General features: G+C 72.2%; 17 protein-coding genes. 6 read left to right on the top strand and 11 right to left on the bottom strand.

Going from position 1 to position 20,089, the window contains the following annotated elements:
* The first annotated feature begins 1 nt into the window (after position 1).
* Complete coding sequence (locus tag OG206_RS04765) at positions 2–997, top strand: ABC transporter substrate-binding protein (protein WP_327112526.1); 996 nt, start codon at positions 2–4, stop codon at positions 995–997.
* A gap of 188 nt (positions 998–1,185) precedes the next feature.
* Positions 1,186–1,521, top strand: coding sequence for a YciI family protein (locus OG206_RS04760; RefSeq protein WP_327112524.1), 336 nt, complete (start codon positions 1,186–1,188; stop codon positions 1,519–1,521).
* Here the strand turns inward: OG206_RS04760 and OG206_RS04755 are convergent.
* The 6 genes from OG206_RS04755 to xylB all read right to left on the bottom strand — a co-directional run bounded on the left by OG206_RS04755 (position 1,502) and on the right by xylB (position 10,654).
* Positions 1,502–2,692: a low temperature requirement protein A gene (locus OG206_RS04755; RefSeq protein ID WP_327112522.1), complete on the bottom strand. Its 1,191-nt coding sequence runs from the start codon at positions 2,690–2,692 to the stop codon at positions 1,502–1,504. The two genes, OG206_RS04760 and OG206_RS04755, sit on opposite strands and share 20 nt — an antisense overlap.
* 190 nt (positions 2,693–2,882) lie before the next feature.
* A complete protein-coding gene (locus OG206_RS04750; RefSeq protein ID WP_327112520.1) occupies positions 2,883–4,772 on the bottom strand; it encodes an ABC transporter ATP-binding protein in 1,890 nt (629 codons plus the stop codon).
* A gap of 97 nt (positions 4,773–4,869) precedes the next feature.
* On the bottom strand, positions 4,870–6,237 hold the full coding sequence (locus OG206_RS04745) for a cytochrome P450 (RefSeq protein ID WP_327112517.1): 1,368 nt from the start codon (positions 6,235–6,237) through the stop codon (positions 4,870–4,872).
* 741 nt (positions 6,238–6,978) lie between these two features.
* Positions 6,979–7,818 (bottom strand): hypothetical protein, encoded by an 840-nt coding sequence (locus tag OG206_RS04740; RefSeq protein ID WP_327112515.1) that lies wholly within the window; start codon positions 7,816–7,818, stop codon positions 6,979–6,981.
* Positions 7,818–9,095 (bottom strand): VWA domain-containing protein, encoded by a 1,278-nt coding sequence (locus OG206_RS04735; RefSeq protein ID WP_327112513.1) that lies wholly within the window; start codon positions 9,093–9,095, stop codon positions 7,818–7,820. Before OG206_RS04735 ends, OG206_RS04740 begins: the two co-directional genes overlap by 1 nt.
* Positions 9,096–9,166: 71 nt before the next feature.
* Entirely contained in the window at positions 9,167–10,654 is a 1,488-nt protein-coding gene (gene xylB, locus OG206_RS04730; RefSeq protein ID WP_327112511.1) for a xylulokinase, read from the bottom strand.
* 222 nt (positions 10,655–10,876) lie between these two features.
* Here xylB and xylA point away from each other — a divergent pair, with 222 nt between their 5' ends.
* Entirely contained in the window at positions 10,877–12,046 is a 1,170-nt protein-coding gene (xylA, locus tag OG206_RS04725; RefSeq protein ID WP_327112509.1) for a xylose isomerase, read from the top strand.
* Positions 12,047–12,116: 70 nt separating this feature from the next.
* On the opposite strand, the gene OG206_RS04720 is transcribed toward xylA, so the two are convergent.
* From OG206_RS04720 to OG206_RS04700, 5 genes are all read right to left on the bottom strand, one after another.
* A complete protein-coding gene (locus OG206_RS04720) occupies positions 12,117–13,373 on the bottom strand; it encodes an ROK family protein (protein ID WP_327112507.1) in 1,257 nt (418 codons plus the stop codon).
* Positions 13,374–13,427: 54 nt separating this feature from the next.
* Positions 13,428–14,732, bottom strand: a complete 1,305-nt coding sequence (locus tag OG206_RS04715) for a phytase (RefSeq protein ID WP_327112505.1) — start codon at positions 14,730–14,732, stop codon at positions 13,428–13,430.
* A gap of 241 nt (positions 14,733–14,973) precedes the next feature.
* On the bottom strand, positions 14,974–15,630 hold the full coding sequence (locus OG206_RS04710) for a DUF305 domain-containing protein (RefSeq protein ID WP_327112503.1): 657 nt from the start codon (positions 15,628–15,630) through the stop codon (positions 14,974–14,976).
* The gene (locus OG206_RS04705) at positions 15,627–16,277 is read right to left on the bottom strand and encodes a DUF3105 domain-containing protein (RefSeq protein WP_327112501.1); all 651 of its coding nucleotides are present in this window, start codon (positions 16,275–16,277) and stop codon (positions 15,627–15,629) included. The genes OG206_RS04710 and OG206_RS04705 overlap by 4 nt, the downstream gene beginning before the upstream one ends.
* 105 nt (positions 16,278–16,382) lie before the next feature.
* Complete coding sequence (locus OG206_RS04700; protein ID WP_442805800.1) at positions 16,383–16,805, bottom strand: hypothetical protein; 423 nt, start codon at positions 16,803–16,805, stop codon at positions 16,383–16,385.
* 70 nt (positions 16,806–16,875) lie between these two features.
* On the opposite strand from OG206_RS04700, the gene OG206_RS04695 reads away from it, so the two are divergent.
* From OG206_RS04695 to OG206_RS04685, 3 genes are all read left to right on the top strand, one after another.
* Entirely contained in the window at positions 16,876–17,736 is an 861-nt protein-coding gene (locus OG206_RS04695) for a phospholipid scramblase-related protein (protein ID WP_327112497.1), read from the top strand.
* A 152-nt stretch (positions 17,737–17,888) separates the two neighbouring features.
* A complete protein-coding gene (locus tag OG206_RS04690) occupies positions 17,889–19,580 on the top strand; it encodes an FUSC family protein (RefSeq protein WP_327112495.1) in 1,692 nt (563 codons plus the stop codon).
* Entirely contained in the window at positions 19,577–20,083 is a 507-nt protein-coding gene (locus tag OG206_RS04685; protein WP_327112493.1) for a MarR family winged helix-turn-helix transcriptional regulator, read from the top strand. Before OG206_RS04690 ends, OG206_RS04685 begins: the two co-directional genes overlap by 4 nt.
* Positions 20,084–20,089 lie beyond the last annotated feature (6 nt).

Raw genomic sequence — 20,089 nt, 5'->3', positions numbered from 1 at the left:
CATGGCTCGCACCCGAACCCGTACCCGTACCCGCGCCCGTCTCCGTACGTCCGCGGTCGTCGCCTCCGCGGCGGCCCTGCTCGCCGTCACCGGTTGCGGCGCCGCGGACATGACCAAGCAGGCGAGCCCGTTCGCGGCGCCCGCCGACATCAAGACCGTCACCCTGTCCGTCCAGTCCTGGGTCGGTGCGCAGGCCAACGTGGCCGTCGCGCAGAAGATCCTCCAGGACGAGCTGGGCTACCGCGTCGACCTAGTGCAGACCGACGAGGTACCCGCCTGGGACGCGCTCAGCCAGGGCCGCGTGGACGCCATCCTGGAGGACTGGGGCCACCCGGACCAGGAGAAGCTGTACGTCAAGGACAAGAAGACCATCGTGCCCGGTGGCGACCTCGGCGTCACCGGCCACATCGGCTGGTACGTGCCCAAGTACTGGGCGGACGAGCACCCGGACGTCACGGACTGGAAGAACCTCGACAAGTACGCCGACGAGCTGCGCACCCCGGAGAGCGGCGACAAGGGCCAGCTGATGGACGGTTCGCCGTCCTACGTCACGAACGACAAGGCGCTGGTGAAGAACCTCGGCCTCGACTACAAGGTCGTCTTCGCCGGTTCCGAGGCCGCGCAGATCACCCAGATGCAGCAGTTCGCCAAGGAGAAGAAGCCCTTCCTCAGCTACTGGTACCAGCCGCAGTGGCTGTTCAACGAGGTGCCGATGGTCGAGGTGAAGCTGCCGGAGTACTCCGACGCGTGTGCGGCGAAGGCCCCGGCGGACATCGACTGCGCCTACCCGAAGACCCCGCTGCAGAAGTACCTGAACGCGGGCTTCAGCAAGCGCGGCGGAGACGCGGCCGCCTTCCTGAAGAAGTTCGAGTGGTCCGAGAAGGACCAGAACGAGGTCTCGGAACTGATCGCCTCCGAGCGCCTGTCACCCGACGAGGCGGCCGGCCGCTGGATCCAGGAGCACCCCGGCACCTGGAAGAAGTGGCTCGGCCGGTGAGCTGAGCCCTGGATCCCCGGCTCACGGCCGGCCGCCTAGGCACCGCCCGCGGCGGCCGGCCGTGAGCCGGGGGCAACCCTCTTGCGGGACCGGTGTTCCGGAGGTCGGGGGAGCGTCGGGCCCCGGAGGGAGGGGGTCGTCGTAGGGTGAGTGGCGCTCAGGTAGACAGACGGCCGAGGGAGCCAAGGATGGCGCGGTACCTGATCTCGTTCGACGATGGCGCGATGACCTTCCCCGAGGGGGAGTTGGCTGCGGTGGCCGAGGCCTCGCACGCGGTGGTGCGGGAGGCCCGGGACGCCGGTGTGTGGGTCTTCGGCGGCGGACTGGAAAGGCAGAGGGCGAGCGTCGTGGCCACCGACGGGGCCGTCGCCGACGGCCCGTTCCCGGAGACCAAGGCAGTGCTCGGCGGGTTCTCGATCGTCGAAGTGTCCACACGTGAGGACGCGCTGGAATGGGCCGCCAGGATCGCTGCCGCGTGCCGGTGCGCGCAGGAGGTCCGGGAGATCATGTCCGACCCGGCCTGACGGAGGACCGGCCGCGCGCCGCGACGACAAGGGTCGCCGCGACGAGCGCCGCGGCGAGGATGCCGGTCACCAGCACGGGCACCGGGGTGAAGGTCGACGCGAGCACGGCGAGGACCGCGACCGGGTGGACGAGGTCGGTGCGGGTGCGGATCTCCGACGCCCGGTGATGCAGCAGCCACACCAGCGTGACGAACACGGCCACCGGGACGGTGAACGCCGCCGCGGCGGCACGGTCCGAGAGGTGGCCGTGACCGGTGGTGTGCGCGACGTTCAGGGCCAGCCCCGCGCCGACGGCCGCGGCCGAGGCGAAGACGAAGTAGTGGCCGTAGCCCCAGAGGAGCGCGGACCTGAGCCCGGTGAGCCTGCTAGGGGCGTTCTGGGCGAAGTAGAGCCACCACAGGGCGAAGACCGTCAGTACGCCGCCGACGACCAGCGTCGCGATGTCGCCGATCGCCGCCTCGTCGTCCAGGGCGGTACGGACGGCGACGGTCGCCGCGGTGATGGTCTCGCCGAGGACGATCAGCGTGAAGAGGCCGTACCGTTCCGCGATGTGGTGGGGGTGCCAGGTGGTGTTGGCGGTGCTCTCCGCCCAGACGGGGACGGCGAGTTCGGCCACGACCAGGACGCCGAAGAGGGGGAGTCCCCAGTCGTCGGGTGCCGCCAGGCGTGCGACCCAGCCGATCTGCACGATCAGGATGCCGGCCGCGTAGCGCATGCAGCTGCGCCGGCGTTCGGGGTCGGAGTGGGCCGCTCGCAGCCACTGGGTGACCATGGCCAGCCGCATGACGACATAGCCCCAGGTGATGACGGTGAAGTCCTCGTGTTCCACGGCCTGCGACACACCCGCGGCAAGGACGAGTGCGCCCGCGATCTGGACCAGGGTGAGCAGGCGGTACGGCACGTCGTCGGTGTCGTAGGCGGACGCGAACCAGGTGAAGTTCATCCAGGCCCACCAGATCGCGAAGAACACCGTCGCGTAGCCGAGGACCCCGTGACCGATGCGCCCCTCGGCGAGTTCGTGCTCGAAGGCTCCCGAGGCCTGGGCGACGGCGGTGACGAAGCAGAGGTCGAAGAACAGCTCGAGGGCGGTCGCGGTGCGGTGCTCCTCGCTGGAGAGGCGGGCGACCATCGGCCGGTGCCATGCGTCGGCGGTGGACTGTGACTGGCTCATGCGTACCCGGTTTCGGCGTGGAGTGCTGTTCGGGCCGGGCCGGCCGCACGGGCCCGGCCCGGTCGGCCCACCCGGCGGCCTCCGGTCACGTTACGAGCGCGCGGCGAGCGGGCGCAACGCCGACAGGCCCGTGACGCGCGCCCGGCGGCGCCGTCCGTGCGCACGCGCACGGACGGGGAGGACCCCGAGGTCAGACGGCCGGTCGCACCTCCTCCGGCTCCGGACGCTCGAACTGGGTACGGTGCAGCTCCTCGTACCGTCCCCCGGCGGCCAGCAGTGCGTCGTGCGTGCCGCGTTCGACGATGCGGCCGTCCTCGACGACGAGGATCAGATCGGCCGACCGCACCGTCGACAGACGGTGGGCGATGACCACCGCCGTACGCCCTTCCAGTGCCTCGGCCAGCGCCTCCTGCACGGCGGCTTCCGAGGTGGAGTCCAGGTGCGCGGTCGCCTCGTCGAGGATCACCACCCGCTGACGGGCCAGCAGCAGACGCGCGATGGTGAGGCGCTGGCGTTCACCACCGGACAGCCGGTAGCCGCGTTCTCCGACCACCGTGTCCAGGCCCTCGGGCAGCGAGGCCACCAGTCCGTCCAGGCGGGACCGGCGCAGCGCGTCCCAGATCTCCTCCTCGGCCGCCTCCGGGCGGGCGAGGAGGAGATTGGCCCGCACCGACTCGTGGAAGAGGTGGCCGTCCTGGGTCACCATGCCGAGCGTCTCCCGGATCGAGTCGGCCGTGAGGTCGGTGACGTCCACGCCGTTCAGCCGGACGGCACCGGCATCGGCGTCGTACAGCCGGGGGAGCAGTTGCGCGATCGTGGATTTGCCGGCCCCGGACGAACCGACGAGGGCGACCATCTGCCCCGGTTCCGCTGTGAAGGTGATGTCGTGCAGCACTCTGACCCCGTCCCCGGAGTCGAGCGTGGCGACCTCTTCCAGTGAGGCGAGGGAGACCTTGTCCGCGGACGGGTAGCCGAACGACACCCCGTCGAACTCCACGGACACCGGTCCGTCCGGCACCCGGCGGGCATCGGGCTTCTCGGCGATCAGCGGCCGGAGGTCGAGGATCTCGAAGACCCGCTCGAAACTGACCAGTGCGCTCATGACCTCGACGCGTGCTCCGGCCAGCGAGGTCAACGGTGCGTAGAGGCGGGTGAGGAGCAGGGCCAGGGCGACGACGGCCCCGGGCTCCAGGGTGCCGCGCAGCGCGTAGTACCCGCCGAGCCCGTAGACAAGCGCGAGGGCCAGTGCGGACACCAGCGTGAGTGCCGTGATGAAGGTGGACTGCAGCATCGCCGTGCGAATGCCGATGTCGCGTACCCGGCCCGCCCTGGCCGCGAATTCCGCGGACTCGTCGGCGGGACGGCCGAACAGCTTGATGAGGGTCGCGCCCGGTGCCGAGAAGCGCTCGGTCATCCGGGTGCCCATGGTGGCGTTGTGGCCGGCGGCCTCCCGCTGGAGAGCCGCCATCCGCGAACCCATCCGGCGGGCGGGGACGACGAACACGGGCAGCAGCACCAGGGCGAGCAGCGTGATCTGCCAGGAGATGGTCAGCATGACGGCCAGGGTCAGCAGCAGGGTGACGAGGTTGGAGACGACACCCGACAGGGTGTTGCTGAACGCCCGCTGCGCCCCGATGACGTCGTTGTTGAGCCGGCTGACCAGCGCGCCGGTCCGGGTACGGGTGAAGAAGGCGACCGGCATCCGCTGCACGTGGTCGAAGACGGCGGTGCGCAGATCGAGGATGAGCCCTTCACCGAGGGTCGCCGACAGCCACCGGGTGAGGAGCCCGAGTCCCGCCTCCGCCACGGCGATCAGTGCGATGAGAAGGGCGAGCCGCGTGACCGTACCCGACTCCTCGCCCCGCACGATCGCGTCGACGACACCGCCCGCCAGCACCGGTGTGGCCACCGCGAGGAGCGCGGTGACCACGCTGAGCAGGAGGAAACGGCCGATCCGGCCCCGGTGCGGCCGGGCGAACTCACCGATGCGGCGCAGGGTGGCGCGGGAGAAGGGCCTGCGGTCCGCCTGCGCGTTCATCGCGCTGTGCAGTGAGTGCCACGCGGTGACTTCCATGTCCATGCGGGTGCCTCCGTAGTCGGTCGGTACGCACCGAACGCTAGGACCTGAAGCGGACTTGAGGTCAAACGTTCACCACGGGCTTCACCCGGCAGTGCGGTCAACGCGCCCGTACGGTCGCCATGACGTCCCGGTCCGGCTGCAGTGTCAGTGTCGGCACGGGGCCGACATCGCCGGGATCCACCCCCAGCTCGAAGCGCCGCGCGAGTACGGCGAGGACCAGGACCGCCTCCACCATGGCGAAGCGCGTTCCCAGGCAGACGCGCGGGCCGCCGCCGAACGGGTACCAGGCGTACTCCGGGATCTCCTCACCGCCCTCCGCGTCCCAGCGCTCTGGGCGGAAGGCCTGCGGCTCGGGGAACCACCGCTCGTCCCGGTGGGTGGCCCACTGGCTGCTCCACACGCGCGTGCCGGCCGGCATCGGCACACCGCCGAGCGTGGCCCCCTCCTTGGCCACGCCCGTGATGAGCCAGATCGTCGGATACAGACGCAGCGTCTCCTTCACCACCGCCTGGGCGTACGTCAGTCGCGCGTAGTCGTCGATGCCGGGGTCGCGGTCTCCGAGCACCCGGTCCAGCTCCTCGGCGAGCGCGGCCCGCGCGTGCGGGTTGCGGGACAGCAGGTACCACACCCACACCAGGGTCGAACTGGTCGTCTCGTGTCCGCCGATGTAAAGCGTGACCGTCTCGTCGCGTATCTCCTCGTCGCTGAGGTGCGCCCCGGTCTCGTCCACGGCCGTGAGCAGCCGGCTCAGCAGGTCGGGGCGCTCGCCGTCCCCCTCGCGGTGCCTGGCGACCACGCGCCCTACCTCCGCGTCGATCACGGCGGCGGCCCTCCTGATCCTCGCGCGCCCGCGTGTGGGCACCCAGTCGGGCAGCACCGCGCCGAGACCGCTGAACTCCTTGCCGATCTCCTGCTGGGCGATGTCCATCGCCCGTCCCATCGACTCCGCGTCGGCCGGAGTGTCCACCCCGAAGATGGTCCGGACGGCAATCCTCTGCGTCAGGGCCGCCATCTCCCGCTTGATGTCGATCCGCTGGCCTCCGGACCACGCGCCCGCCAGTTCCACCGCGCACGCGGTCATCGTGGAGGCGTACGACCTCACCTGCCTGGGCCGCACCGAGGGCTGGACGAGCGACCGCTTGCGCCGCCAGTCCGCTCCTCGCGCGACCACGACGCCGTTGCCCATCACCGTACGGAACGCGATGCCGAGCAGCGGCTGGTCGAAGGTGCGTTCCGTCTCCCTGAGCAGCTCGCCGATGCACTCGGGGTCGGCGACGAAGACGCAGCCGTGGCGGCCGAAGCGCCAGCTCACCATGTCCCCGTAGCCGCGCAGGCGCTCGAAGAAGGCGAGGGGGTTCTTGCCGAACTGCGGCAGACTTCCCAGGAGAGGCACCCCCTTCGGCCCCGGTACGAGCGTGTGAGCGCGGGGGGAGATGCCGAGGACCGCGCCGTCATCCGTGGACATGGCACTCCTGTCATCCGCTGTACGAAAAAGGTGAGTTGACGAGACTAGCGGCTGCCCGTCAGGTCTTCGAGGGTGCGGGAGCGGTATCGGCCGCCACCCCGGGACTCGCCGCTGACGCCCCGTCATGGTCGCCTTCTCCCCGAGCCGACTGCGGGCAGGACGACTCGTCGCCACGCAGGCACGTGTGCGTCCACGCGGGCGCTCCGCCGACGGCCGGCCTGACCGGCGGCCGGTCCGCGGGCCGCTCGGCCGGCCGTCGGGTGAGCAGGGAACGGTGCCACCCGGCTCGCCAGGGTTCGGCCGTCGTGGGCCCGGGGCCGGACAGCACGGCCGGGGCGGTCCCGGGAGGCGAGGCCGGGGGCGGAGGGATCAGCAACGCCGTGCAGAGGCAGGCGAGCAGATGGATGCCGAGCAGGGTGCCGGCCCGCTGCGCGGGGCGCACGCTCAGGACCTGCCCGGGCGAGCGGGCCGTGCCCGGTTCACGGTCGCGGTGTGCGCGCCGCGTGCTGTCGTGCGCGGGCGGTACGCGAAGGGGGTGACGTTCATGGCGCAAGCCTCGCCGCCGCCCCGTCCGCACGAGGCGTTCCTTCATCCGTTCGGCCCAGCGGACGCGCAAAGCGGTACACACCGCAGCCCCGGAGGGTGACCCCTCGCCGAGGCCTCGCCGGCCGCCGGACACGCCGTCACATGCCGGAGGGCCGCAGGCTCGATGCCCGCGGCCCTCCGGCCCGCTGGTCCTCGTCAGACGCCCGGCGGAACCCGGGAGGGGCGGCCGCCGCCCCTGGTCAGGGAATAGCCGAACACGGCCGCCAGCGCGGCGAGTACGCCTCCGCCCACGGTCCACAGCCAGCGGTCGGTCCACCAGCCGGAGGACCAGCCGTCCTCCGGGTCACCGGCGAGCGGCGCATCCGCATCCGATGACACGGACGTCCGGTCGGCCGAGGACGCGCCCGGCACGAGCGGCTTCGCGAGGGCGCCGTCGACGTCGTGCGCGCCGCCCTGGTCGGCGGAGGTGGCCTCGGTCTCGACGTGGACCGGGAGCCCCAGGTCCTCCTCGGCCAGGCCGACCACCGTCAGGCGGATGTAGTAGGTGCCGGGCAGGGGATCCGACGCCCACGGCTCGGACCACGCCCGCACGGTACGCAGCACACAGGACAGCTCGACGGCGCTCGCGTCCGGCGCGGCCTTCCTGGTCTGATGGCCGTACATGCAGGCCTGCCGGCGGCGGAGCCCGTCGTACACGTCCACCTGCCAGGTCGACGCGCCGTGCCGGGTGGCGCTCTCCGGGAGGCTCACCTTCGCCCGCACCGTGGCCCGTTGGCCCGCGTCGGCGGGGAAGGCCCAGTACAGGTAGTCGCCCGTGGAGGCGTCCGCCGTGGCCTTCGTGCCCTGCTGGATCGCCGTCGCCGTGCGGAAGGTGGTGCCCGCCTCGGTCGGCCCCGCGGCCTCGCCTTCGGCCGGGCTCGCGCTCGCCGACGGGTCGTCGGCGACGGCGGTCCCGCCCGAGGTGAGCAGCGCGACTCCCGCGAGCAGGACGCCCACGCAATCGCGCCCGAGCGTGTTTCTACGGGTGGTACGCATCAGTTGGTCCTCCATACGGCGACGCGCCAGCGCGAGATCCAGCCGGTCAGCAGACCGGCGATCAACCCGGTCAGGACCATGACCCCCAGGAGCCACCAGCCCCGCCCGAGGCCGAAGGCCGCGGTGTCGGCGGCCTCGTCGGGTGCGTCCACCAGGTCGATGGTCAGCTCGACGGGCATGCCGGGGGTCGTCTTCACGGACGGGGCCGCGGAGAAGGAATTGCTGAGCTGGAGACACACGGTCTCGGGTGCGGGGGCGGTGCCCTCCTCCGTGTCGTCCTCCTCGGCCTTCGGGTAGCGCAGGCCGGACGAGATCATGTCCGTACGTCCGGTGCCGGACTCCGAGCCACGGACGATCTCGCGCCCGTGCCTGGTCACCGCGCGCAGGAGTACGCCGTAGTCGTCGGCGACCGCGCGGTCCGCGGCCACACTGACGGAGGCACGCAGTTCCTGACCCGGCGCCACATCCACCCGGTACCAGCGGTGCTTGCCGATCTCCTGGCGGTCGGTGTAGAGACCGGCCTTCAGCTCGGGGGCCGCGGAACAACTGGCCGCGCCCTCGGTGGCCACCGGGGTGACGACGGGCTCGGCGGCCCGGTCGACCAGCTGGGTCACCCTGCCCGAGAGTTCGTCGGTGTTCTGGACCGCCGTGTACGTGCCGCCCGTGGCCTCGGCGATGCAGGTCAGCTGCTGGCGGATCTTGGCGTTGGGCACCAGGCCCAGTGTGTCGATGACCAGGTGGATCCCGCGGGCGGCGATGTCGCGGGCGACCTCGCAGGGGTCGAGCGGACCGCAGGTGTCCTCGCCGTCCGTGATCAGGACGATCCTCCGGGTGGAGTCACCGCCCTCGAGGTCGTCGGCGGCACCGAGCAGCGCGGGGCCGATCGGGGTCCAGCCCGTCGGCGCCAGGGTGGCGACGGCGGTCTTGGCCTCCGTGCGGTCCAGCGGCCCGACCGGGTAGAGCTGCTTGGTGTCCTTGCAGCCCACCTTGCGGTCGTCACCCGGGTAGTCGGCGCCGAGCGTACGGATGCCCAGCTCGACCTCCTCGGGCACCGCGTCCAGGACGTCGTTGAACGCCTGCTTGGCGGCGGATATCCGGGACTCTCCGTCCATGTCACGGGTGCGCATGGACCCGCTGACGTCGAGGACCAGCTCGACCTTCGGCGATGCGGCGGTGGGGGGTTCGTCGGCGGCGGCCGGGAGGGCGGTGCCGAGCCCGGCGGCCAGGGTGGCGAGCAGAACGCACACCCCGGCCGTCAGCCGTTTTCTTATGATCATCGCCGGATCCTATTGAAGATCCGCGGTCATCCCCAAAACCGGTCCGCCGGGCGCGATTTCGGGGCAGTCCCCTATCCGCCGAGCAGGGAACCCGCCGCCCTGTCGAGTACCGAGCCGACGCGCTCCCACGTCTCCGTGTCCCGCTCCAGCGGCGGGAGTCCGGCGTCGGTGCTGTCGGCCCCCGTGTTCCACCGGGTCGCGATGGCGACCGGATCGCCGCCGCCTGCCGCGGACGCTGCCAGGGCCGCGGCACCGAGGGCGACCAGTTCCCCGCTGCCGGGCACGATCAGCGGCCGGCCGGAGAGCCGGCGCACCGTCTCCACCCAGGTGCGGCCCTGGGCGCCGCCTCCGATCAGCCGCAGCGGCCTGCCGGCCACCTCGGGGTCGGCCGGGTCCAGACCGCACGCCCGCAGCAGCTCGTCCAGCGCCCGCAGCACGGTGAAGGCCGCGCCCTCGTACGCGGCGCCCAGCAGCTGCTGGGGCGTGGTGTCGTGCCGGAGCCCGGTGAGGAGGCCCGACGAGGTGGGCAGATCAGGGGTGCGCTCGCCGTCCAGGTACGGCAGGAGGACGGCCTCGCCGCCGGGTGCCGCGTCGTCGCGGTGCAGGCCGAGGAGGGTGGCCACCTTGTCGACGGCCAGGGTGCAGTTGAGGGTGCAGGCGAGCGGGAGATACGTACCGTCGGCGGCCGCGAATCCGGAGAGGGCCGCGGATGCGGGCCGGGCCCGGGAGGCGGCGAACACCGTCCCCGAGGTGCCGAGGCTGAGGACGGGGTGGTCCAGCAGTCCGGCTCCGCCGAGGCCGAGGCCGACGGCGGCGCTCATGTTGTCCCCGGTGCCGGCCGCGACCGCGATCCCGGCGGGCAGGCCGAGCGCTTCCGCGGCGGACGCGGACAGCGAGCCGATCCGGGTCCCGCCTCCCGCGGCGACCTCCGGCAGCATCGAGGCGTCCAGTCCCAGGAGTTCCAGGAGCTCGGGGTCGTACGCCCCGGAAGCGGTCGAGTACCAGCAGGTGCCGGACGCGTCGCCGGGGTCCGTCGCGGCCGTGCCCGACAGCCGCTCGGTGAGGAAGTCGTGCGGCAGCCGGATGCCGGCCGCGGCGTCGGCGCTGGCCGGGTCGTTCTCGCGCAGCCACCGCCACTTCGTGGCCGTCATGGACGCGACGGGCACGGTTCCCGTGCGCGCGGTCCAGGCGTCGGGCCCGCCCAGCTCGGCCACGAGCGCCGCCGCCTGCGGGGCGGAACGGGTGTCGTTCCACAGGAGTGCGGGGCGCAGCGGGCGGCCGGACCGGTCGAGGACGACCAGGCCGTGCTGCTGGCCGGCGACACCGATGCCGACGACGGAGGACGGGGAGATCCCCGACTCCTTGAGCCCGGCCGCGACGGCGTCGCACAGCGCGCGCCACCAGATCTCGGGGTCGCTCTCGCGCGCCCCGCCCTCGCCCGTGACCACATGCGGCGCGCGGCCGACGGCGAGCAGCTCACCCGTCTCGGTGTCGGTGACTGCGGCCTTCGTGGACTGGGTGGAGCTGTCCACGCCGATGACGACGGTACGCGGCGGCATGGCCTACCTCTTCTCGTGCGGTTCTTCCGGTGGTGACGATTTTGGGAGTGCGACAAACAAATTACGTGATCGACGTCGCGCCGAACAGGGGCGTCACTCGTTTCGTCGTCCGGGGGGTTACGTCCATCCCGTGCCGCGTGCATAATTAATCATGTCAGTGAACAAATAGGCCCGGGTGAAGGCGACGGTCCCGGACCGCAGTCAGACGAAGGCGGACAGACGATGACGGAACGCTTCACTCCCACTCCTGCGGACAGGTTCACCTTCGGTCTCTGGACCGTGGGCTGGCGTGGCAACGACCCGTTCGGTGAGCCGACCCGTCCCGCACTGGACCCGGTCGAGTCGGTGGAGCGGCTGGCCGAGCTCGGTGCGCACGGAGTCACCTTCCACGACGACGACCTGATCCCCTTCGGGTCCACCGAGAGCGAGCGGGCCCGCCTGATCGGCCGGTTCAAGGACGCCCTGGACCGCACCGGGCTGAAGGTCCCGATGGCCACCACCAACCTGTTCACCCACCCGGTGTTCAAGGACGGCGGCTTCACCTCCAACGACCGCGACGTCCGCCGCTTCGCCCTGCGCAAGGTCATCCGCAACATCGACCTCGCCGTCGAACTCGGCGCCACCACCTACGTCGCCTGGGGCGGACGCGAGGGCGCCGAGTCCGGCGCCGCCAAGGACATCCGCGTCGCCCTGGACCGCATGAAGGAAGCCTTCGACCTCCTGGGCGACTACGTCACCGAACAGGGCTACGACCTGCGCTTCGCCATCGAGCCCAAGCCCAACGAGCCCCGCGGCGACATCCTCCTGCCCACCATCGGCCACGCCCTCGCCTTCATCGAACGCCTCGAACGGCCCGAGATGGTCGGCGTGAACCCCGAGACCGGACACGAGCAGATGGCCGGACTCAACTTCCCCCACGGCATCGCCCAGGCCCTGTGGGCCGGCAAGCTCTTCCACATCGACCTCAACGGACAGTCCGGCATCAAGTACGACCAGGACTTCCGCTTCGGCGCCGGCGACCTGCGCCAGGCCTTCTGGCTCGTCGACCTCCTGGAAACCTCCGACTACGCCGGCCCCCGCCACTTCGACTTCAAGCCCGTACGCACCGACGGCATCGACGGCGTCTGGGAATCCGCGAAGAACTGCATGCGCAACTACCTCATCCTCAAGGAACGCGCCACCGCCTTCCGCGCCGACCCCGCCGTCCAGGAAGCCCTCACCGCCTCCCGCCTGCACGAACTCGCCCGCCCCACCGCCGACGACGGCCTCAAAGCCCTCCTCGCCGACCGCACCGCCTACGAAGACTTCGACGCCACCACCGTCGCCGAACGCACCATGGCCTTCGAAGCCCTCGACCAACTCGCCATGGAACACCTCCTCGGCCTCCGCTGAACCACCCGCCTCCCGGGCTGTCCGACGGTCCCACCGCCGGACACCCCGGGAGCGAGGCACGCGGAGCCCGTCAGGCGTCGGTCCCCGTCGGCGGGGCGTACGCCACCGGGTCGGCCAGCACGTCCTGCACCACCAGCGCCGCCGCGCCCCGCGCCGCGTCGCCCGCGACGGACGACGCGCGCAGCCGGCCGCCGTCGCGCGACCAGAGGCCGGACACCACACGGCCCGTCAGCTCCTCCGCGGCGGGCGGCGACAGCCACGGCATCAGGCAGCGGTATATCCCGCCCAGCACCACCGCGTCCGGGTCGAAGAGGTTCACCGCCCCGGACAGCACCTGTCCCAGCATCCGTCCCGCGTCGGCCACGGCGGCGAGCGCCCGCGGATCGCCGGCCCGCGCGCGCCCTTCCAGTTCCCTCACACCGGCGGCACCGCCGCCCGCCTCGTCGATGCCGGCCGACCGCAACAGGGCCGACTGGCCGGCGTACTGCTCAAGGCAGCCGCGCGAACCGCACCGGCACTCCGGACCGGCCGGATCCACCACCACATGTCCGATCTCCCCGGCGAAGCCGTGCGCACCGCGCAGCAGTTCGCCGTCGATCACCAGGGCGCCGCCGACGCCGATCTCACCCGTGAGGTACAGGAAACTGCGGACCTGGTCGAGCCCGCCGAACCACAGCTCGGCCAGCGCCGCCAGGTTCGCCTCGTTCTCCGAGCGCACCGGCAGCGGCCCGGACCCGGGCCGCAGGGCGGCGAGTGCCTCGGCGAACAGGACCTCCGCGGCGACCTCGTTCCAGCCCAGGTTCGGAGCCTGCCGCACGGAGCCGCCCGACACGAGTCCGGGCAGCGCGAGAGCCGCGCCGACCGGGTACAGGTCCTGCTCCCGCGCCGAATCCAGCGTGCGGGCGGCGATCCGTGCGGCCCTGGCCAGCACCTCGCCGGGCGGAGCCCCGCGGTTGTCCAGGTGCTCGGTCTGCCGGACCCGGCCGGTGCCGGCGAGATCCACGACGCACACAGAGACGTAGTCGATGTTGATCTCCACGCCGAGCCCGGCGGGCCCGGTGCGCGCCACCTTCAGCGCCGTGCCCGGCCTGCCCGCCTGCCCGCTGAACGTCTTGCCCGACTCCGTGACGAACCCGCTGTCGAGCAACTGCTCGACCAGGGACGACACGGCGGCGCGAGTGAGTCCGACCCGGGCCGAGACTCCCGCCCTGGTGGCCTCGCCGGCCTCGCCCTCGTCCCGTACGGCGCGCAGCACGAGGCTCAGGTTGTGCCGGCGCACGGTGTCCTTGTCGGCCTTGGACCCCAGGGGTGTGAGGTAGCTCTTCATATCGTCGACGAGCCTATGTGATGCCCCTGCCCGCGGGGGCCGCGGTACGGGCCGTCACCTCCCCGTCGCGTCCGCCAGCGTCCCCAGGTCGACGAACTTGAAGCCGGTCGCCTCGCGGCCCCCCTCGCCGCCCGCCGCGGAGGTCTCGTGGCCGTCCTGGACCACCAGCAGGCCGTGCGGGTAGCGCGAGCCCAGCGGCTCGGCGAGCGCGGCAGCCCCGTCGCACTCCTCACTGCCGTCCAGGTCGGCCGACACGGCGGTGATCCGGAAGCCGCCCTCGTACGCGTTGCGCCCGGAGATCTTCCGGTCGTACAGGGCGAAACTGTCGTCGCCCTGACCGGACGCCATCAGGTGGCCGTCGCCGCCGGGCTCCCGGAACAGGGTCAGGCCCTCCACGTCCGCCGCGAGGTGCCTGCCGCCGAATCCGGGGTCGGTCCCGGCGGTGCACTCCTCGGTCACCGGGTCGTAGGTGCCGGGGACGCCGTACTCCCGGACCTTGTCCATCAGGACCGGGCGGCCGTTCAGCGCGGCCGGCAGGCGCCAGATCCCGACGTCCTCCTGACCGGCGTAGAGCGTGCCGTTGTCCGGGTCGACGACCATGCCCTCGACCTGCGGCAGTTCGCCGGGCTCGCCGCACGGCGTCCACGAGGTGCCGTCGGGGAGCCGGAAGGCGGAGGGGAGCGACAGGGTCCGCACCGGGCGGTAGCCCACCGTGCCCGCAGCGGTCGGCCTCAGCTCCAGCAGCGCCAGATCGGTGCTGTTGCGCCTGCTCACCAGGGCGTACGAACGCCCGCTCGCCCGGTCCTGCCAGGTGGCCAGGCCGTATGCGGTCCGCTGCTCGTCGATCTCGTCCTGGTCCGCCGAGAAGACGGGGGCCGCGGCCGGATCGGTCACGTCCTTCAGCGGCCCTCCGGGCCGGGAGGGGTCGATGCGGTAGACGCGCAGGCGGTCGTTGCCCCGGTCGCTCACCACGGCGACGTCAGCGCGGCCCGACGGGGTACGCAGCCCCGTGACGAGGTCGACGTTGTTGAACCGGCCGGGTGCGTTCTCCTTCGCCGGGGGCCGCGGAGCCGGGACGGACTGCACCAGGGAGGCGTCCAGACCGTAGACGCGCAGGCCGCCCTCCTTGGCGGTGGCGATGACCAGGCTGCGCCCGGGGTTGGCGTCGTCGCGCCAGATCGCGGGGTCGTCCGCGTTGGCGTTGCCGCCCTGCTCGTCGTCGTACAGTGCGGCCGTTTCCGCCTTCGCGCCGACGGCCGGCAGGGACCGCGCGTGTGCGGGGGACAGCGGGACGAGGGTGATGAGTGCCGTACCGAGGAGAGCGGTGGCCGCCAGGCGGGAGGAGCGCTGTATCCGCACGGATGCTTCCTGTCGTGAGAGGGACATGTCCATGACTCGTCAGGAAGTGTCGGGCGAGGCGGCGGTCTCCGGGTGTCGCGTTCATGAGAACGGCGCGGGCGGCAGGTGAATTCGCGGTGGTGCGGAGTGCGGAGAGGTCCGCCCCGCCTCCGGACGGGGCCGGAGACCGGGCGGTGGCCGGAGACCGGGCGGACCCGGTGACTGACGCCACCGTCCCCGCCCGGTCCCGTGCCGCCGCGGCTCAGGGGTTCGCGCCCCGGGCCTCGAGCATGTCCGCCATGAGCGCGATCTCCGACTCCTGGGCACGGGCCATACCGGCGGCCAGTTCCCTGATCTCGTCCGTGGACGCCGAAGCTGCCGCGGCGCGGGCCATGTCGGCGCCCGCGCGGTGGTGGACGGTCATCAGGTGCAGGAACAGCACCTCGGCCGCCCTGCCCTCCGCCGCCCGCAGCCGGTCGAGCTGGGCATCGGTCGCCATGCCCGGCATGAGGGCCCCGTCCGTCGCGGTGGCGGGGTGGCCCATCCACTCCATGGGCGGACCCTCCGAGCTCTTGGGCATGTCCCAGGCATCCAGCCAGCCCAGCATCATGCCCCGCTGGTTGGCCTGCGTGTTGATGATGTCGTAGGCGAGGCGCCTCACGTCCTCGTCGTCGGTGCGGTCCCGGACGATGAACGCCATCTCCACCGCCTGCTGGTGGTGCACCGACATGTCCCGCGCGAACCCCACGTCGGCCGAACTCTCCGCGGGCGCACCGGCGGATACTCGGGTGGTCCCGGCACCGGAGGGCGAGGCCGCGGAGGGCCGTACGACCATCAGCAGCACCAGTCCAACGGCCACCACGAACACCACGGCCCCCGCCCACACCAGTGAACGGGGAGCGCGCGCCGCCGAGGTCACTTGGCCACCCCGCCGGAGCAGGCGGCGCCCGGCTCCGGGGTCTGCGCGCCCTGGACGTACTTGGTGAAGAACTGGGCGACCCGTGCGTCCGTGGCGCTCTTGACCGTGACCTGCTTGCCCCAGGCGCTGAGGATCAGGGGGTCCTTCTGGTCGGTCACGGGGCTCATGAGGGAGTACGGCGTCTTGGCGACCCGCTCGGCCAGGGCCTTGACGTCGGCGTCCTGCGCCTTGTCGTTGTAGGTGACCCAGACGGCGCCGTGCTCCAAGGAGTGGACGGCGTTCTCCTTCGGTATCGCCTCCGTGTAGACGTCGGCGTCGCAGTTCATCCAGACCGGGTTGTGGTCACCGCCGACGGGCGGGTTCATCGGGTAGTCGACGGGCTTCTGCACGTGGTTCTGGGTCAGCTTGTCCCAGGAGCGTTCGCCGGTGACCGGTGAGGTCTTGGCCTGCGTCTCGGCCTTGTCCTGCTCGTCGGCCTCGGACATCAGGTAACCGCCCCCTGCGACGAGGCCGGCGACCACGACGACCGCGGCGGTGATGGTGATGACGCGGCTGCGGCGCTCGCGGGCCCGCTCCTTGCGGCGGGCCTCGTCGAGCTTGGCCCGGCGCGCGGCGGCAGGGCTGTTCTGGTTCTTGGCGGAAGCCATGTCAGGTCCTCGGGTTCAGCGGATCGCGGGCGTGCGCCCGCGGGGATACAGGGCGTGCGGAGGGACGCCCCGGCGCGTGGGCGACGGAGGCGGCGGGTCCGGGCTCTAGATCCGCTGGATCTGCAGACGCAGACGATCGACGGCGCCCGTGCCGTCGTGGGAGGGGCCCCGGATCGTCCCGGTGCCGGAGAACGGGCCGGCCCCGGGTGCTGCCGAGGGGCAGGGCGGAGCGACGGGGGCGGGATGCCCGGGCAGCACGACCGCCGTCGAATGGTCCGTGGCGCCGTGACAGGAACTCCCGATCCCCCGCTCACCGGGGGCATCGGCCACGACGACCGACACGACGGCCGCCTGCACCGGGGTGAAGGCCCGGACCGCGGTCGCCGAAGGGGCCTCGGCGCGGGGCGCCGCCGTCGCGGAGGTGGAGCAGCAGAGGAGCACGGCCAGGAGCGCGAGTACCCAGCCCACGGCGACGGGCGGGCTGTTCGTGCCCCGCCACCGGTCCGCCCACCCACTCGCTCTGGTCATCGCCGCCATCGTAATGGTGTGTGAATCTTCAAAGACTCCGGCCCACAGCTTGGCAGGATACTGTGCCCCGGTGACGACGCAATCGAACGTACCTGCGGGCTGGCATCCGGATCCTCATGGCGCACCCCAGTTGCTGCGCTACTGGGACGGCTCCCGGTGGACCGAGCACACGCACCCGGCCGAGGGGCAGGCCGCCCCGGCGCCCGCCGCGACTCAGGCCGCGGTGCCGCAGCAGCAGGCCCCGGCCCAGCAGTTCGCACCCCAGCAGGCCCAGCAGGCCCAGCAGCAGTACGCCCCGCAGCAAGGTGCATCGCAGCAGGCGGCGCCCGGCGGCTCGCTGTTCGATCAGCAGGTCCTGGTCGTGAACCAGAAGGCCAAGCTGATCGAGGTCACCAACGAGTACCGCGTCTTCGACCAGCAGGGCAACACGGTCGGTTCCGTCGTCCAGGTGGGCCAGAGCGCCCTGCGCAAGGTGCTCAGGTTCGTCTCCAGCATCGACCAGTACCTCACGCACCGCCTGGAGATCCGCGATGCCCACGGGCAGCCGCAGTTGCTCCTCACGCGCCCGGCGAAGTTCATCAAGTCCCGGGTCCTGGTGCAGCGCCCCGACGGGCAGCCCGTCGGCGAGATCGTCCAGCAGAACGCCATCGGTAAGATCAACTTCGCCATCATGGCCGACGGCCGCAAGGTCGGGGCGATCAAGGCCGAGAACTGGCGCGCCTGGAACTTCGCCATCGTCGACCACAACGACGCCGAGATCGCCCGGATCACCAAGACGTGGGAGGGCCTGGCGAAGACGATGTTCACGACGGCCGACAACTACGTCCTGCAGATCCACTACCAGCTCTCCGAGCCGCTGCTCAGTCTCGTCGTGGCGACGGCCCTGACCGTGGACACCGCACTCAAGCAGGACGCCCGCGGCTTCGGCTGACCGGCCCGGCCCGACGGGACGCGGGCGTGCCGCCACTGGATTCTCCGCGCGCGTCCCGCGGGCCGTCCGAAGCGAACCCGTCCCGACGGATGGGGTCGGCGGCCTCGCGCAGCCATATCTTTTACAGGTGTAACACCTGCTAAATTAAATAGATGAGTGATACAGCCGTACGATCGCGGAAGCCGTCCGTCCGCAGCCTGCCGGTCATCGGGGCCCTGCGGCTGAACAGGCCCGCGGAGATCTGGTACAAGCCCGCGCTGAGCGTGGTCATCGCCTCCGCGGTGCCGAATCTGGTGCTGTACTCCCTCGGCCGTCTCGACCTGGTCATGTACACGATGGCCGGATCGCTCTGCGCGCTCTACGGACACCACCTGCCGTACGCGCGCCGGGCCCACACCGTCGTCCGGGTGGTACTCGGGATGGCCGCCGGCCTCGCGGTCTCCCTGGTGGCCGGGTCACTCATCAGCTCCACCGCCGTGCTGATCGCCGTCGGCGCGCTGCTCGCCGCCGTGCAGAAGACCTTCTGCGACGCCACGCGCATCGGGCCGCCAGGCAACGTGATCTTCGCCTTCGTCACCTCGGCCGCGCTCTTCGCACCGCAGGAGACCGGCCGGGTACCCGGGCACCTCGCGCTCATGCTGGCCGCCGGTGCCTTCGCCTGGCTCGTCACCGCCGGACCGGCGCTGTGGCACAGGGAGGGACCCGAGCGTCTCGCCACCGCCCGCGCGCTCGACGCCGCGGCCGCGTACGCGGCCGCACCCGGCACCCGGACCCGGCACGCCGCAGCCGCAGCGGTTCAGGGCGCCTGGCAGGCACTGCTCGCCGCAGGGCGGCCCACCCCCGTGCGCCAGGCGCTCGAACGGCTCGTGGTCCACGCCGAGCGGGCCCTCGCCGCACCCCCGGCCGACGATGCCCGTCCCGACGAGCTCCGCCGATGGGCGAAGGCGACGCGGGGCCGCGGTCCCGTCCCCGAGCCGCCGGCCGCGTCCGGGACCGTCGAGCAGCTCTTCGGCGCCGACGCCGAGCGTGCCGGGCAGCGGATGCGACGCGGACGGCGGGAGGCCCGGCAGAGGCTGTGGCGCGCACTCGCCCCGGGCTCCCCGGTCCTGCCGGTCGCCTTCCGTACCCTCGTCGGCTGCGCGCTGGCCGGCTACGCCTCCTGGGCGCTGGGGGTCGGGCACCCCTACTGGGCGATCGTGACCGCCGCCTCGGTCTACCAGCCCAACCTCTCCCTCTCCTGGAGCAGAGGCCTGCAGCGGACCGTCGGCAACCTCCTCGGCGTCCTGGTGTTCGCGGCCGTGATCCCCCTGGCGAGGATCAGCCCGCTCGTCCTGGTCCTGTGCGTCCTGTCCTTCAACTTCGCCGCCGAGGCCCTGATCACCCGGAACTACTGGCTCGGCTCCGTCGCCGTGACGCCGATGGCCCTGCTCGTCCTGGAGTTCGGCGGGTCCGCCCCGGCCGGAGGGCTCGTCGCCGACCGGGTTCTGGACACCGTGGTGGGCGTGGTGGCCGGACTGTCGGCCGCCGTCGCCGTCACCAACCGCAGGGCGGCCGGCCGCGTGGAAAAGGCGCTCGCGGCCGCCGAGGAGGCCCGGCTCGGCGCGGAGCGGACCGTCGCCGACCCCTCGGCCGGTGCCCCGGCGCTCGCCACGGCCCGCCGGGAACTGACCTCCGCCCTGGTCGAACTGCGCGACGCCCGTGACGTCGCATCGGGTGAATGGTGGCAGCGCGCCCTGCCGGAGGAAGAGCTGCTCGCCGCCGAGCAGGCGGGACACCGTACGCTCGCGGCGACAGCACAACGGCAGGGGCTCATCACCCTGGTTCGGGCGGACGGAGTGGTGTGACCGACGACATCGTGGCCTCGGTGGTACGGCAGTGGCAGGCCGTCGACCCCGCGCTGGACACCGGGCCGATGGAGCTCATCGGCCGCATCAACCGGTGCGCGGCCCTGCTCCAGCAGGCGGAGGACGCCCCGCTGCGCGCCGCCGGACTCAACCGGGCCGAATTCGATCTCCTCGGAGCCATGCGCCGTACCGGCCGCGAACTCACCCCCGGCGAACTGGCCCGCGAGACCTTCTCGTCGGGCGCCGCTGTCACCAAGCGTCTGCGGGTACTGCAGGACGCCGGGCTGATCGCCCGCCGCAGCGACGCCAGGGACCGGCGGGTCGCCCACGTCGGACTGACCGGGGCCGGACGTGAGCTGGTCGACCGGTTGCTGCCCGAACAGCTGGCCTACGAGCGGTCGGTGCTCTCCGGTCTGGACGAGGCTGCCCGCGGCGCGCTCAGCGGACAGCTCGGTGCGCTCCTGGTGCAGTTGGAGGGGCGTCTCGGGGGCGGCCGCCGCTGATGCCCC

Source organism: Streptomyces sp. NBC_01341 (assembly GCF_035946055.1).
Classification (GTDB): Bacteria; Actinomycetota; Actinomycetes; order Streptomycetales; family Streptomycetaceae; genus Streptomyces.
This window is presented reverse-complemented; position numbering and strand designations above follow the sequence as displayed.